Genomic DNA, 14,298 nt, shown 5'->3' on the forward strand with positions numbered 1-14,298 from the left:
CACTTCGTGCCTCGCGTCATTCGTGGTTATATGCTCGGCACTTCGTGCCTCGCGTCATTCGTGGTCATTCGTTGCAAGACAATAAATGACCATGAATGACCATGAATAACTATGACTAACTTATTGTATGACCATGAATGACCATAAATGACTTTCAAATTACCAATCCCATTATAGTCAAATTTTATACCGATAGAAAAATGAAAGAGAAAAGGATGATTACTACGCCATTATGGCATAAAAAGGTCGAAGGATTTAAATAAACATGTCATAACGGCAGATTTATCGATTTTCAGGCCGCATTTGCGGAAAAAAGATCACATCCTGGATGGAAGGCGAGTTGGTCATGATCATCGCCAGGCGGTCGATGCCGATACCGAGTCCTGCCGTCGGAGGCATTCCGAACTCAAGTGCGCGGAGAAAGTCCTCATCGAGCACCATGTATTCTTCATCTCCTCTCCTGGCCAGTTCTTTCTGGGCCTCAAAGCGGACCCGCTGATCAAGGGGATCGTTCAGCTCGGAGAAGGCGTTGCAGATCTCCTTGCCGTTGCAAATGGCTTCGAAACGCTCGACAAGTCCCTCCTGCGAGCGGTGCTTTTTTGCCAGGGGCGACATTTCCACGGGGTAGTCCATGATGAAGGTCGGTTGTATCAGGTTGGGCTCGCACGTTTCACTGAAGATGGCATCGATCAGCTTTCCTTTTCCCATGGAGGCATCGGTTTCGATACCGAGCTTCTTTGACAAAGCCGTCAGGGCCGCCTCATCCATCCCTGAAATATCTTCTCCGGTGTACTTTTTAATGACCTCATACATGGTGTATCTCTTCCAGGGGCGTTTGAAATCAATGATGTGATCACCATACGTGACCGTGGTGGTGTTGTTGGTTTCCACGGCGATGCGTTCCACCATCTCCTCCACCAGTTCCATCATCCACTGGTAATCTTTGTAAGCGACATAGAGTTCCATCTGGGTGAACTCGGGATTGTGAAAGCGATCCATTCCTTCGTTGCGGAAATCTTTCGAGAATTCATAGACACCGTCGTAGCCACCCACGATCAGCCGCTTCAGGTAAAGCTCGTCGGCGATTCGGAGATACAGCTTCATATCCAGCGAGTTGTGATGGGTCAGGAAGGGACGGGCGGCGGCACCACCGTAGAGGGGCTGCAGGATGGGGGTTTCCACCTCCAGGTAGCCTTTTTCATTCAGGAAGTTCCTCATCGAATCCACCAGCCGTGTACGTTTCATGAAGGTCTCCTTTACATGCGGGTTCACGATCAGGTCAAGGTAGCGCTGGCGGTAGCGCTGTTCGGGATCGGTGAAGGCATCGAATACCTGGGCATCCTTTTCTTTCACGATGGGCAACGGCCGGAGCGATTTGGCGAGCACCTTCATTTCACGGACGTGGATGGTGATCTCGCCCATATGGGTAACAAAAACAAATCCCTTGATGCCGATGATGTCCCCAATGTCGAGCAGACGTTTAAAGACGGTATTGTACAGCGTTTTATCTTCACCCGGACAGACGTCATCGCGCCGAATGTAGAACTGTATCCTGCCCGTGGCATCCTGAATCTCTCCAAATGAAGCAGCTCCCATGATCCGGCGGCTCATGATCCGCCCTGCCAGGCTGACATCCTGGTACAACGACTGATCCCCGGGAAAATGTTGAAGGATTTCCTGTGTGGTGACATTGACCTCAAAACCTTCCGCAGGATACGGATCGATACCGAGCTGTATGAGCTCTTTCAGCGAGTTCCTTCGGATGATCTCCTGTTCTTTGAGTTCTTCAGGCATGCTTTTAAATATTTTCCACAAAAGTACTGAATATCCTTTGAAACTTCTCATTCTCCTTCTACTTCCACCTCTATCTGGGTAATCGTTAATGGAATTTCACTATTTTTGCGTCCATGGCAAACAACGAAGAACTTTTCCGCAAGATCATCGCCCATGCCAAGGAGTATGGGTTCGTGTTCCCGTCGAGCGAGATCTACGACGGGCTGGGTGCCGTGTATGATTACGGCCAGTACGGTGTTGAACTGAAGAACAACATCAAGGATTACTGGTGGAAGGCGATGGTTCAGTACCACGAAAACATCGTGGGGCTGGATGCGGCCATCTTCATGCATCCGACCGTATGGAAAGCATCGGGACATGTGGACGCGTTCAGCGACCCAATGATCGACAACAAAGACTCCAAGAAGCGTTACCGTGCAGATGTACTCGTGGAAGATTACATGGCGAAGATCGAGCAAAAGATCGATAAAGAGGTGGAAAAAGCAACTGCCCGCTTTAGTGAGTCCTTCGATAAGGAAAAGTTTATCACCACCTACCCCCGCGTGATCGAGTACCAGGAAAAACGGGATGCCATCGCCAAACGGCTTTATTCAGCCATGGACCGGAACGATCTGGCTGACATGAAGAAACTGATCGAAGACCTGGAGATCGCCTGCCCTGTTTCAGGTACTAAAAACTGGACGGAAGTGCGCCAGTTCAACCTGATGTTCTCCACCAGACTGGGTTCGGTTAGTGACGAGACCAATGAGATCTACCTGCGGCCGGAAACGGCCCAGGGTATTTTCGTCAACTTCCTGAACGTCCAGAAGACAGGGCGCATGAAGATCCCGTTTGGGATCGCCCAGGTGGGGAAAGCGTTCCGCAATGAGATCGTGGCCAGGCAGTTCCTGTTCCGCATGCGCGAATTCGAGCAGATGGAGATGCAGTTCTTCGTCAGGCCCGGCGAGGAAATGCAGTGGTACGAATACTGGAAACAGGAGCGCATGAACTGGCACCTGGGCATGGGGATCCCGGCATCAAAGTACCGGTTCCATAACCATGAGAAGCTGGCCCACTATGCCAATGCCGCCGCCGACATCGAGTTTGAATTCCCCATCGGATTCAAGGAGATCGAAGGGATCCACTCCCGAACCGATTTTGACCTGGGCTCGCATGAGAAATTCTCCGGCAAGAAGATGCAGTATTTTGACACCGAGCGCAACGAAGGATATATCCCTTATGTGATCGAAACATCCATTGGCCTCGACCGGACATTCCTGGCAGTGTTGAGCAATGCCTATAAAGAAGAGGTGCTCGACGACGGCTCGGAGCGTGTGGTGCTTGCACTGCCGCCCTTCCTCGCCCCGATCAAAGTAGCCGTTTTGCCACTGATAAAGAAGGACGGATTGCCCGACAAGGCCCGCGAGATCATGGATGGACTGAAAGGCGAGTTCATGTGCTTCTACGAAGAAAAAGATACCATCGGCCGGAGGTACCGCCGCCAGGACGCCATCGGCACCCCCTACTGCATCACCATCGACCATCAGACGCTGCAGGACAATACGGTTACCATCCGCGAGAGAGATACCATGCTTCAGGATCGGATACCGGTTGAAAAGGTGGAAGATATCGTCAGGAAGAAGCTTTTTTTGAAAGGAGATAGGAGAGAGGAGAAATGAGAGATGAGAGATAGATGAGAAATTATTTCTCCTTTCTCCTTTCTCCTTTCTCCTCTCTCATTTCGAAACTAATTCATGCTGAAACAAGAGCTTCCAATCGTGTGATTTAATTTCCGCGAGGAATCCCTTCTTTTCCTCCCGTACCAGTTCCGGATCAAGATCATACGACATTCCAATGTCAGGATCAAGATGAACGGAGGTTGGTATCAGGTCACCTGCAAAAACGATCGTCTCATTCCCTGAGGATATTATGGGAATCATCAGGCCGCGGGTGTGGCCATGAAAGATCCGGACGGTGATCCCTGCAATGATCTCGGATTCCTTATCCACAAGCCTCAGCTTTCCCGATTCCTTCATAGGCAGGAACGTATGTTCAAAGAATGAATCCGGCTCCCGGTCCACTGTGTTTTGGGCCCAGTCCCACTGCACCCGGCTGACCCAGTGGGTCGCCCTCGGGAAGGTCAGAGCCGCTTCTTTCGGACTGGATGAACCGGGAAGCAACCGCACACTACCTCCGCAATGGTCGAAATGAAGATGCGTCAGGATTACATCGGTGATGTCGGAAGGAGAAAGATCATACGGCTCAAGCAAGAATTTCCAGTCGCCTTCTGAACGATAATCATAAGAATCCAGAATTTCCCGGCCGATGAGCGTTCCCACGCCGGTATCGATCAGTATATTACGTGCTCCTGCCCTGATCAGCAGTGACCGGATGGGACATGTCACAGGATCGGTCTCCGGCAACCATGTACCGGGAGTAACGTCCGGGCTGGTAACGAACATGTCGGCCAGGGGAATATTCAGGAATCCGGTATTGATGGACACGCACTTCATTGCGGGAAAGAAAATTTCGACCAAAATAGTTAATTTCGTGGCATTCCATCTGCAAAGTCAGCATTTGAAGTTAGAATTTTTGTCAATCCGGACGATTCTTTATCTTTGTGAGGAGTAAAAAAGAAAGGGAATCCCATAGAATATAAAAATTTAAAGGTCCAGATAGACGATGGTATTGCTATCGTGACCAATAACCGGCCTGAGACATTGAATGCGCTGAATTCAAGCTTTTTCCATGAGATGGACGATGTGATGGATCGCCTTTCGGTGGATAAATCCGTCAGGATCATGATCCTGACCGGGGAAGGGAAAGCCTTTGCAGCCGGTGCCGATATATCAGAAATGGTCAATATGACCCCGGAAGAGGGAAAGGCCTTTTCGCAGCTGGGCCAGCGTATCTTTCGCCGTTTCTTTTCGATGGAGATCCCGGTGATTGCTGCCATCAACGGCTTTGCACTCGGTGGCGGTCTGGAGCTGACGTTGGGCTGTGACATCCGTATTGCCAGTACCAACGCCAAATTCGGACAACCGGAAGTCAATCTGGGCATGATTCCCGGCTATGGCGGTACGCAGCGACTGCCACGGCTGATCGGACTGGGTAATGCACTTTATCTTCTGATGACAGCCGAACGGATCGGCGCAGAAGAAGCGCTCCGGATGGGCCTTGTTCAGAAGGTCGTGGAACCTGAACACCTGATGGAAGAGGCCCTGAAGATCGCCCATACGATCCTGTCAAAGGGACCGGAAGCGATCAGGAAAGTCAAATATGTGACCCGGACCGGCATCCAGCAGGATTTCATCACGGGCTGCGAACTTGAGTCGGAATATTTCAGCACTCAGTTCAAGGCAGAAGGGGAAGAGGGGATGCGGGCGTTTCTGGAGAAGCGCAAGCCGGAGTGGTAAAAGAGTCATTAAGTAGTCATTCATAGTCATACAATAGTCATTCATAGTCCTTTATTTTATTGCAACGAATGACCATAAATGACGTGAGGTGCGAAGCACCGAATAAATCACCATAAATAACCATTAATAACCACCAATAACCCTCATTCTATGACCTACGACGAACGATTACAAAACGTATCCATCCTGGGAGCTGCCGGCAAAATGGGCAGCGGCATCTTGTTGCTGACCGTCGTTGAGATGATGGACCTCAGCCTGAAGCCCGAAAACAAAGGTAGACCTTTTGCCCTGAATGCGATCGATGTAACCCAGGAAGCCCTGGCAGGGCTGAAAGATTATCTTTCCGCACAGGTCCTGAAAATCGCCGAGAAAAAGATGGTCTGGCTGCGCAAAGCATACGCCGACAGGCCTGATCTTATCGAGAACGGTGAGATCCTTGATCAGTATGTTCGCGATACGCTCAGCATCGTCAGGCGTGTGACCCGTGTGGAGGCAGCCTATGACTCTCACCTGATCTTTGAAGCGGTGAATGAAAACAGGGAATTGAAGATCAAGCTTTTCAAACAGATCGATCAGAATAATCCTAACAAGCCCTGGTTCTTCACCAACACCTCTTCCGTTCCCATCCATTTATTGGATGAGGGGGCCGGGCTTGGCGGACGGATCCTGGGTTTTCATTTTTATAATCCTCCCGCCGTTCAGAAGCTTGTTGAGCTGATTGTTACGGATAAAACGATCCCTGAAGCCAAATCGTTTGCGCTGGATTTTGCCGGGAACCTGAAAAAAGTGGTGGTTCCCTCCAACGACTTTGCAGGCTTCATCGGTAATGGCCATTTCATGCGGGATGCCCTTCACGGCATTCATGAGGTGGAGAAATTGAACAGGGAAATGCCGTTCGTTGAAGCGGTCTACATGATCAATAAGATCACCCAGGATTATCTGGTCAGACCGATGGGTATTTTTCAACTGGTTGATTATGTGGGCATTGATGTTACCCAGTTCATCATGAAGGTGATGAATCCATTTCTGCCCGATGAAGATCTTCACAGCGACCTGTTGGATCAAATGATGGAAATGGGTGTCAGGGGTGGACAGTTTGCCGATGGATCGCAGAAAAATGGATTTTTGAAATACGAAAAGGGTAAACCTGCCGGCATTTTTGATCCGGGCAAGAAAGAGTATGTTCCACTGGCGGAATTCGTTGGTAAATGCGATGAAAAGCTTGGTGCGCTGCCATCCTCAGTGATCAACTGGAAAACTGCCGTCAAGTTGAAGAACAAGGATGAAAAGCTGGCTGCTTTTTTCAATGACCTGAAGAAATCGGATGCGCCGGGAGCAAAGCTGGCAGTGAACTACGGCCAGAAATCAAACGAAATCGGTCAGAAGCTGGTCGCCAGCAACGTGGCCTTCAGCAAGGAGGATGTCAATACAGTTCTCCTGACAGGTTTTTTTCACGCTTACGGGCCTATTAATGCATTTTTTGAATGATTTAGGGTCACAATTTGGTTATGTCACGTATTAACGATTATGAACCGAATTGTCATATTTAGTCATTCATAGTCATTAATCGTCATTATGGGTAAAGGTGTTGAGGAGCTGGAGGTATATCAGAGATCGCTTATATTGGGGGAGAAGATATATCAGGTTGTGAAGAAATAGGACTGGTTTGATAAAAATACCATTGGAATCCAGATCATCAGGTCGGTAGATTCTGTGGCAGCGAATATTAGCGAAGGATTTGGCAGGTACTTTTATAACGATTCAAGAAGATTTGTTTATTATTCAAGAGGATCTTTATATGAAACAAATACGTGGTTGAAAAAGGCCTATTTACGGAAATTGATTGATCAAGAGGACTATAATAAAATAGAAAATGAAATAAAAACAATTGGAGTAAAACTCAATAATTACATCAAATCAATAGGAAATCAAAATATGAATGACGCGAGGCCCGAAGGGCCGAGCATATGACCACAAATAACTATTTTATCATGCAAAAGCTCAGAAGAAAAGTCTACATGGCTGCCGGGTATAACACGATCGCGCTGGGCACTGGCCGAAGCGAATTCAATCCCAGAAAACCCCGCCCGGGGATTGAGCACTACATCCGGGAAGCCGGACAGGGAACGTTACTTCAGATAGGAGGTGCGCGGAATGTAGATGAGGGAACGATCGGTAACTTCATGGCAGCCCGGTTCAACAAACAGGGACACCTGGCAGGTATGATACCCATGATCGATGAAGGCCTGCAATACAAACCCTGTACCCGTACCGAAGGCGCCTGCGCCTCCGGAGCCCTGGCCCTGATGGCAGGTGTTCGTTCCATACTGGCTGAAACAGCCGAGGTGGTGCTGACCGTGGGCGTTGAAGTCCAGAACACCTATAAAGCCATCTACGTTGCGGATATTCTTGCCGGGGCAGGCTGGTTTCAGAAACGGAAAAACGGGCATGCCTACTTTTTTCCCGGGCAGTTCAGCGACCGGGCAGGAGCTTACTATGCCAAATACGGAATGGAAACAGCACGGAAAGGAATGGGCCGCTGGTTCCGGAATGCCATCGAAAATGCACGGCTTTGCCCTACCGCACAGGAATACGAAAATAAAGTGGAAGATCTGGAGGCACTGTACCACAAGATGAAACTTAACGGCGAAACTTTTCTTGATCATCTTAATGTGTTGGATTGCTCGAAAGTTTCTGATGCGGCTTCTGCCATTGCCATTCTTTCGGAGGAAGGCCTGAAACGGGTCGGCATACCTAAAAACCAGACTGTTGAGATCGTAGGCTGGGCGCAGGCGGAACGGAATCTGACGAATGATCCGCCTGACCTCACCGAACTGACAACCATAAAAAAAGCAGCGGCTCAGGCACTGGAATCGGCAGGCATAACCATCAACGAACTGGCAACGATCGAACTGCACGACTGTTTCAGCATTGCGGGAGTTTTATCCATTGAAGCCCTTGGTTTCGCAAAACCTGGCGGAGGAGCTGATTTCATTGCCGCCGGCTTTACCGCACGGAACGGAAAGATTCCCGTCAACACCACCGGTGGCCTGATCGGCTGGGGCCATCCAACAGGCGGAACAGGCGTGCACCAGGCCGTGACCATTTGGGAACAGCTTACGGGAAATGCGGGTGCTGCACAGATCGAAATACCAAAGGACCGGCCTTACGGTATGACCATGAATATGGGCGGGGATGATGTGACGGTGGTGGCGATCGTGTATAAGCGAGGGGAGTAGCCAGTCAGCGGTCAGCGGTCGGCGGTCAGCAGTCAGCGGTCGGCAGTCAGCAGTCAGCAATAGAACAATAGAACAATCGAACAGTAAGCAGCGAAAAACAAACGACGAAAAGCAATTTGACAATTTAACAATTTGACAACGAAGAACCATTAATACCCACGAATTTATGTCTGAATTCAAAGAGGAATTTAAAGTAAAAGGTCAGGAGCTTCTTGATAAAGTCAAAGATATCATTCACGAAGGGAACATACGCCGTATCGTCATTAAAAACGATGACGGCAAGACCATCCTGGAGTTTCCGCTGACCTTCGGAGTGATCGGTGCCGTTCTGGTTCCCATCCTGGCGGCCGTTGGTGCCGTTGCTGCCCTGGCTGTCGATTACACCATCGAAGTGTATAAGACCGAAGAGGAACCTGAAGCGAAAAAGGATGAACAACCGGGTAACTGAATTGTTTGGGATACGGTACCCCATCATCCAGGGAGGGATGATCTGGTGCAGCGGCTGGAAACTGGCCTCGGCCGTGAGCGCCGCCGGAGGACTCGGATTGATCGGCGGGGGATCCATGGATCCGGATGTTTTCAGGACGCATATCCGCAGTGCGAAGGAACAGACACGCCATCCTTTCGGGGTCAACCTTCCGCTCATCTATTCCCGGGTAGATGAGATGGTGGGCATCGTGATCGAAGAGGGGGTCAGGATCGTATTTACGTCGGCAGGCAATCCCAAAAAATACACTTCTTTATTCAAAGAGCACGGAATAAAGGTTGCTCACGTCATTGCCAATCAGAAGTTTGCCTTGAAATGCGCAGAGGCCGGTGTGGATGCCATTGTTGCCGAAGGCTTTGAGGCCGGCGGGCATAACGGCATCGAGGAGACCACGACCATGGCACTGATACCGCTGATCAGGAAATCCGTTTCGCTGCCGCTCATTGCAGCGGGCGGCATCGCCTCGGGCCGCGCCATGCTGGCCGCTTTCGCGCTCGGTGCGGAAGGTGTGCAGATCGGAACCCGGTTTGCAGCATCGGTTGAATCCGCCGCCCATCCAGCGTTCAAACAGAAGATTGTGGAGGCTGCCGACGGGGATACCAAACTGACACTGAAAAGTATCATCCCGGTCCGGCTGATTAAAAACGAGTTCTTCAGGAAAGTGGAAGAGCTGGAACGAAGGGGAGCATCCAGGGAAGAAATGATGGAACTCCTTGGTCACGGACGGGCCAGGCGGGGAATGTTTGAAGGGGATACGGAGGAAGGTGAGCTGGAGATTGGACAGGCATCGGCACAGATCGATCAGATCAAACCGGCAGGAGCGATCGTGGAGGAGATCATACGGGAATTCCACGAAGCGAAGAGGGAGCTGGCAGAGGAAGGTTTTTAATCTACTGGATACATTCAATGTACCCTACCCCCGACGGGGGAGGGGTATTGCACCGGAATATGAGTCCAGTACCGATACCAATCGGAGTGGTTTGGGTTATATGCCAGTGAGGTGACCACGGAGAACACGGAGGATACACGGAGAGCACGGAGAGAGCGATGCATCGTAAGATTCAGGTCCAGAGACATACGTTGAATTACAGGATCATCCGGGAAACGGTATGGTCGCCAATATTGGTCTTCTTGCATGAAGGGCTGGGGTGCATTAAAAAATGGAAGGACTTTCCCGAAAACCTTTGCAAGGCCACCTGCCTGACAGGCTTTGTATATGACCGTTACGGCTATGGCGATTCCGATGGCCTTCAGGAACCACGGCAGCCGGATTTCCTGTTTCATGAGGCCTTTGAGGTACTGCCGGAGTTGCTTGACAAGCTGAACATCCACAAGCCTTTGATCCTTGTTGGCCACAGCGATGGTGGCTCCATCGCACTTTTATACGCATCCAGATTCCCCGACCGTGTGAAAGCACTGATCCTGGAAGCGCCACACGTTAAATTAGAGGAGGTCTCAGCCCAGAGCCTTAAAGCTGCCATCCGGGCCTATCAGTCCGGTGACCTGAAAGAACGGCTCCAGAAATACCATGGTGAGAAAACTGACTCTATGTTTCATGGTTGGGCAGACATCTGGACCGATGAACGCATGCGGGACTGGAATATTGAATCCTGTCTTTCATCCATCAAAGCACCTGTATTATTCCTGCAGGGACGACTCGACGAATATGGAACAGAAGAACAGATGTGGGCCATCTCCAAAAGAATACAAGCACCGTTTGAAGCGGAGATCATCCCCGACTGCGGACACATTCCCCATCAACAGGCGGAGGAGTTCGTGCTGGAGAGGATGGTTGAGTTTATTGGGAGGTTGGTAAGTAGCCAGTAGCCGGTCAGCAGTCGGCAGTCAGCGGTCAGCGGTCAGCAGTCAGCTATAACTTACAAACAGCACCAAAAAGCTTGTAGCTTGCAGACAATAAAAATTTTCCTCGTTTCATCCTTTTTCCTAAATTTGCCCATTCAACCTTCATTTTCATGGACTTTGCCTTTACCGAAGAGCAATTGATGATCCGAAAAGCGGCAAGAGACTACGCCGAGCGGGAGCTGATCAAGGATGTGATTGAGCGTGATACCAGGGCAGAGTTTCCCTTTGAACATGTGAAGAACCTGCGGGAGCTTGGTTTTTTTGGCATGATGGTCGACCCGGCTTTCGGCGGCATAGGGATGGATTCCATTGCCTACTGCCTGGCCATCGAGGAATTTTCGAAAATCGATGCTTCGGTGGGGGTTTTGCTGGCTGTGCATAATTCACTGGCTTGCGGAGGCATTGAAAAGTTCGGCACTGCTGAGCAGAAGGAGAAGTATCTTCCAGCTTTGGCATCCGGTGAAAAGATCGGTGCATTCCTTTTATCCGAACCGGAAGCAGGCTCGGATGCTTCACGCCAGAAGACCCTGGCCGAGGAAAAAGGTGATCATTACCTGGTGAACGGTACGAAGAACTGGATCTCCAGCGCCGACAGCGGCTCGGTGTACATCACTGTCGCGCAGACCTACCCTGAGCTGGCGCACAGGGGCATCAATGCCTTCATCATCGATAAAGACACTCCAGGGATCTCACTCGGTCCCCATGAAGATAAAATGGGTATGCGCAGTTCCGACACGCATTCTGTAATGTTCACCGACGTGAAAGTTCCCAAAGAGAACCGGATCGGTGAGGATGGCTTCGGATTCAAGTTTGCCATGAAGATGCTGGAAGTGGGGCGCATCGGGATCGCTGCTCAGGCGACCGGGATCGCTGCGGGCGCCCTGGAGCGCTCCCTGCGATATGCCCAGGAACGGAAGGCGTTCGGTAAGTTGCTCATTGAGCATCAGGCCATCGCCTTCAAGCTGGCCGACATGGCCGTGAAGGTGGAAAATGCCCGTAACCTGGTCCATAAGGCTGCCTGGCTGAAAGACCACGGTCAGCCGTATGGCATGGCCAGCTCCATGGCCAAGCAGTATGCGGCCGACATCGCCATGGAGGTCACCACCGAGGCGGTCCAGATCCACGGCGGCTACGGGTATGTGAAGGAATATCACGTGGAGAGGCTGATGCGCGACGCGAAGGTCACGCAGATCTACGAGGGTACCTCTGAGATTCAGAAGATCGTGATCGCGAGGGCGTTGGTCAAAGGATAATACATTGTTCAATTGTTCTATTGTTCAATTGTTGGGTTGTGATGGAGAAGAAATATCTGAAGCTTAATGATATTGATGCTTACAAGAGAGCATTTATATTAAGTAATAAAGTCTGGGAGAAAGTAATACTTTGGGATTATTTTTCGCGGGATACGGTTGGTAAACAGTTTACTAGAGCAATAGATTCAATATCGGCAAATATTGCTGAGGGTTTTGGTAGATATTCGAAAAAGGATAAAATTAAACACTATCGTATAGCAATAGGTTCTTTAAAAGAATCTTATGATTGGAATGAAAAGTCAAAAGCCAGAAATCTTATTTCTGAAGATATCTATAATCAAATACTCGAAGAACTAAAGAAAATTCATCTTGAGATTAACCAATTGATAAAATATACTAACGAGAAGCTGACCATTTAACAATAGAACAATAGAACAATAGAACAATAGAACAATAGAACCATGAAAATTTTAATTTGCATGAGCAACGTCCCTGACACCACCACGAAGATCAGGTTCAGGGATGGAAACACAGCACTGGATGCGACGGGCGTGCAGTGGATCATTAATCCCTGGGACGAGCTGGCGTTGACCAGGGCGTTGCAGTTAAAGGAAGAACCGGGTAGCGGTATTGAAAAGGTGACGGTCATTACGGTTGGCACTGCCGAAGCAGAGCCAACCATCCGGAAAGCCCTGGCGATCGGGGCTGATGATGCGATCAGGGTGAATTGCAGCCCGGCGGATGCTTACGATGTGGCCCGCCAGATAGCGGAAGCCGTGCGAAACGAAGGATATGACCTGATCCTGTGCGGGATCGAATCATCGGATTACAATAATTCGATGGTCGGTGGCATGGTCTCCGAATTCCTGAACGTTCCTTCCGTGTCGTCTGTTTCTTCCGTCGCCGTCGAAAATGGTCAGTTCAAGGTCAGGCGCGAGATTGATGGCGGGAAGGAGTTGCTTCTGGTCGGGGCTCCCTTTGTTGCCATTGTGCAGAAAGGGATTGCCTTTGAGCCGCGGATCCCCTCCATGCGGGGCATCATGATGGCCCGCACCAAGCCGCTGCGCGTGGCGGAACCTGTTCCCTCCGAGGTCCTGGTCGAACATCTCAGCTACGAACTGCCACCGGCAAAGGCAAAATGCAAAATGGTCACGGAAGACAATGCACGGGAGCTTGTGCAGTTATTGCACACGGAAGCGAAGGTCATCTGAAATGAGAGGAGAAAGGAGAGAGGAGAGAGGAGAGAGGAGAAATAATATAACGAAAATTGAAAACCGACAAACGAAAATCATATGTCCATACTTGTTTATACCGAAAACTGGGATGGGAAGTTCAAGAAGCTTTCCTATGAATTGGTATCCTACGCCCACGCTGCAGCAAAAATGCTGAATACGGAAACCATTGCCGTTTCCATTGGTGACGTGAGCGAAACAGAACTCGCTTCCCTGGGGAAATACGGAGCATCCCGCGTGTTATCCGTAAAAGATCCCCGTCTGAACCAGCTGGTCAATCAGGCGCATGCCACGGTGGTGGCTCAGGCGGCTGAGCAGGTTAAGGCACAGGTGGTGGTCGTAGCCAATAATTTTACCGGAAAGGCCATTGCACCACGCTTATCTGTCAAGCTGAAAGCGGGGGTGGGAGCGGGAGTTACGGGATTGCCGGTCACAGTGGAACCCTTTACGGTACATAAAAAAGTCTTCAACGGTAAAGCATTTGCTGCCATTGCGATCAAGACACCTGTAAGAATCCTCACGCTTCTGCAGAATTCGTATGGGGTGCATGAAACAGAAGGCGCAGCTGTGATCGAAGCATTCCATCCGCAACTTTCAGCCGATGATTTCAAAACCACCGTTGAGGAGGTCAGCAAGGTCACCGGGAAAGTTCTTCTGACGGATGCCGAAGTGGTGATTTCCGGTGGTCGTGGCATGAAGGGTCCGGAGAACTGGGAACTCGTTGAGGAGCTGGCCCGATTGCTCCGAGGCGCCACAGCCTGTTCCCGCCCTGTATCGGATGAAGGCTGGCGCCCGCACGAAGAGCACACCGGGCAAACCGGGAAGATCATCGCCCCTGACCTGTACTGGGCCTTCGGCATATCGGGTGCCATCCAGCACCTGGCAGGTGTAAGCTCTTCCAGGGTGATCGCGGCTGTCAACAAGGATCCTGATGCGCCCATTTTTGAGGCGGCGGACTACGGTATCGTGGGCGATGCCATGAAGGTGCTGCCGGAGCTGATCGCAGCAGTGAAGGAGATGAAAGGGGAGTAGGGG

General features: G+C 50.4%; 13 protein-coding genes. 11 read left to right on the forward strand and 2 right to left on the reverse strand.

The annotated features are described in order from the left end of the window. Positions 1-282: 282 nt before the first annotated feature. Entirely contained in the window at positions 283-1,794 is a 1,512-nt protein-coding gene (lysS, locus tag PKI34_00645) for a lysine--tRNA ligase (protein HNS16312.1), read from the reverse strand. A gap of 113 nt (positions 1,795-1,907) precedes the next feature. Between lysS and PKI34_00650 the strand changes: the two genes are divergently transcribed. Beyond that, the gene (locus PKI34_00650; GenBank protein ID HNS16313.1) at positions 1,908-3,452 is read left to right on the forward strand and encodes a glycine--tRNA ligase; all 1,545 of its coding nucleotides are present in this window, start codon (positions 1,908-1,910) and stop codon (positions 3,450-3,452) included. Positions 3,453-3,509: 57 nt separating this feature from the next. On the opposite strand, the gene PKI34_00655 is transcribed toward PKI34_00650, so the two are convergent. Next, on the reverse strand, positions 3,510-4,310 hold the full coding sequence (locus PKI34_00655; protein ID HNS16314.1) for an MBL fold metallo-hydrolase: 801 nt from the start codon (positions 4,308-4,310) through the stop codon (positions 3,510-3,512). A gap of 111 nt (positions 4,311-4,421) precedes the next feature. On the opposite strand from PKI34_00655, the gene PKI34_00660 reads away from it, so the two are divergent. The 10 genes from PKI34_00660 (at position 4,422) to PKI34_00705 (ending at position 14,295) form a co-directional block, all read left to right on the forward strand. After that, complete coding sequence (locus PKI34_00660) at positions 4,422-5,189, forward strand: enoyl-CoA hydratase-related protein (GenBank protein HNS16315.1); 768 nt, start codon at positions 4,422-4,424, stop codon at positions 5,187-5,189. 150 nt (positions 5,190-5,339) lie between these two features. Beyond that, positions 5,340-6,677 (forward strand): 3-hydroxyacyl-CoA dehydrogenase family protein, encoded by a 1,338-nt coding sequence (locus tag PKI34_00665; protein ID HNS16316.1) that lies wholly within the window; start codon positions 5,340-5,342, stop codon positions 6,675-6,677. 503 nt (positions 6,678-7,180) lie between these two features. Next, positions 7,181-8,428 carry a beta-ketoacyl synthase N-terminal-like domain-containing protein gene (locus PKI34_00670; protein HNS16317.1) on the forward strand — a complete coding sequence of 416 codons (1,248 nt, stop codon included), beginning with the start codon at positions 7,181-7,183 and terminating at the stop codon, positions 8,426-8,428. Positions 8,429-8,594: 166 nt separating this feature from the next. Then, positions 8,595-8,876 carry a DUF4342 domain-containing protein gene (locus PKI34_00675; protein ID HNS16318.1) on the forward strand — a complete coding sequence of 94 codons (282 nt, stop codon included), beginning with the start codon at positions 8,595-8,597 and terminating at the stop codon, positions 8,874-8,876. Beyond that, a complete protein-coding gene (locus tag PKI34_00680; protein ID HNS16319.1) occupies positions 8,857-9,804 on the forward strand; it encodes a nitronate monooxygenase in 948 nt (315 codons plus the stop codon). The genes PKI34_00675 and PKI34_00680 overlap by 20 nt, the downstream gene beginning before the upstream one ends. 158 nt (positions 9,805-9,962) lie before the next feature. Continuing rightward, positions 9,963-10,742, forward strand: coding sequence for an alpha/beta hydrolase (locus PKI34_00685; protein HNS16320.1), 780 nt, complete (start codon positions 9,963-9,965; stop codon positions 10,740-10,742). 146 nt (positions 10,743-10,888) lie between these two features. Then, entirely contained in the window at positions 10,889-12,031 is a 1,143-nt protein-coding gene (locus tag PKI34_00690) for an acyl-CoA dehydrogenase family protein (protein ID HNS16321.1), read from the forward strand. 41 nt (positions 12,032-12,072) lie between these two features. Continuing rightward, complete coding sequence (locus PKI34_00695; GenBank protein HNS16322.1) at positions 12,073-12,450, forward strand: four helix bundle protein; 378 nt, start codon at positions 12,073-12,075, stop codon at positions 12,448-12,450. A gap of 42 nt (positions 12,451-12,492) precedes the next feature. After that, the gene (locus tag PKI34_00700; protein ID HNS16323.1) at positions 12,493-13,242 is read left to right on the forward strand and encodes an electron transfer flavoprotein subunit beta/FixA family protein; all 750 of its coding nucleotides are present in this window, start codon (positions 12,493-12,495) and stop codon (positions 13,240-13,242) included. Positions 13,243-13,323: 81 nt separating this feature from the next. Next, entirely contained in the window at positions 13,324-14,295 is a 972-nt protein-coding gene (locus PKI34_00705; GenBank protein HNS16324.1) for an electron transfer flavoprotein subunit alpha/FixB family protein, read from the forward strand. Positions 14,296-14,298: the final 3 nt, after the last annotated feature.

This window comes from Bacteroidales bacterium (assembly GCA_035342335.1).
Classification (GTDB): domain Bacteria; phylum Bacteroidota; class Bacteroidia; order Bacteroidales; family JAGONC01; genus JAGONC01.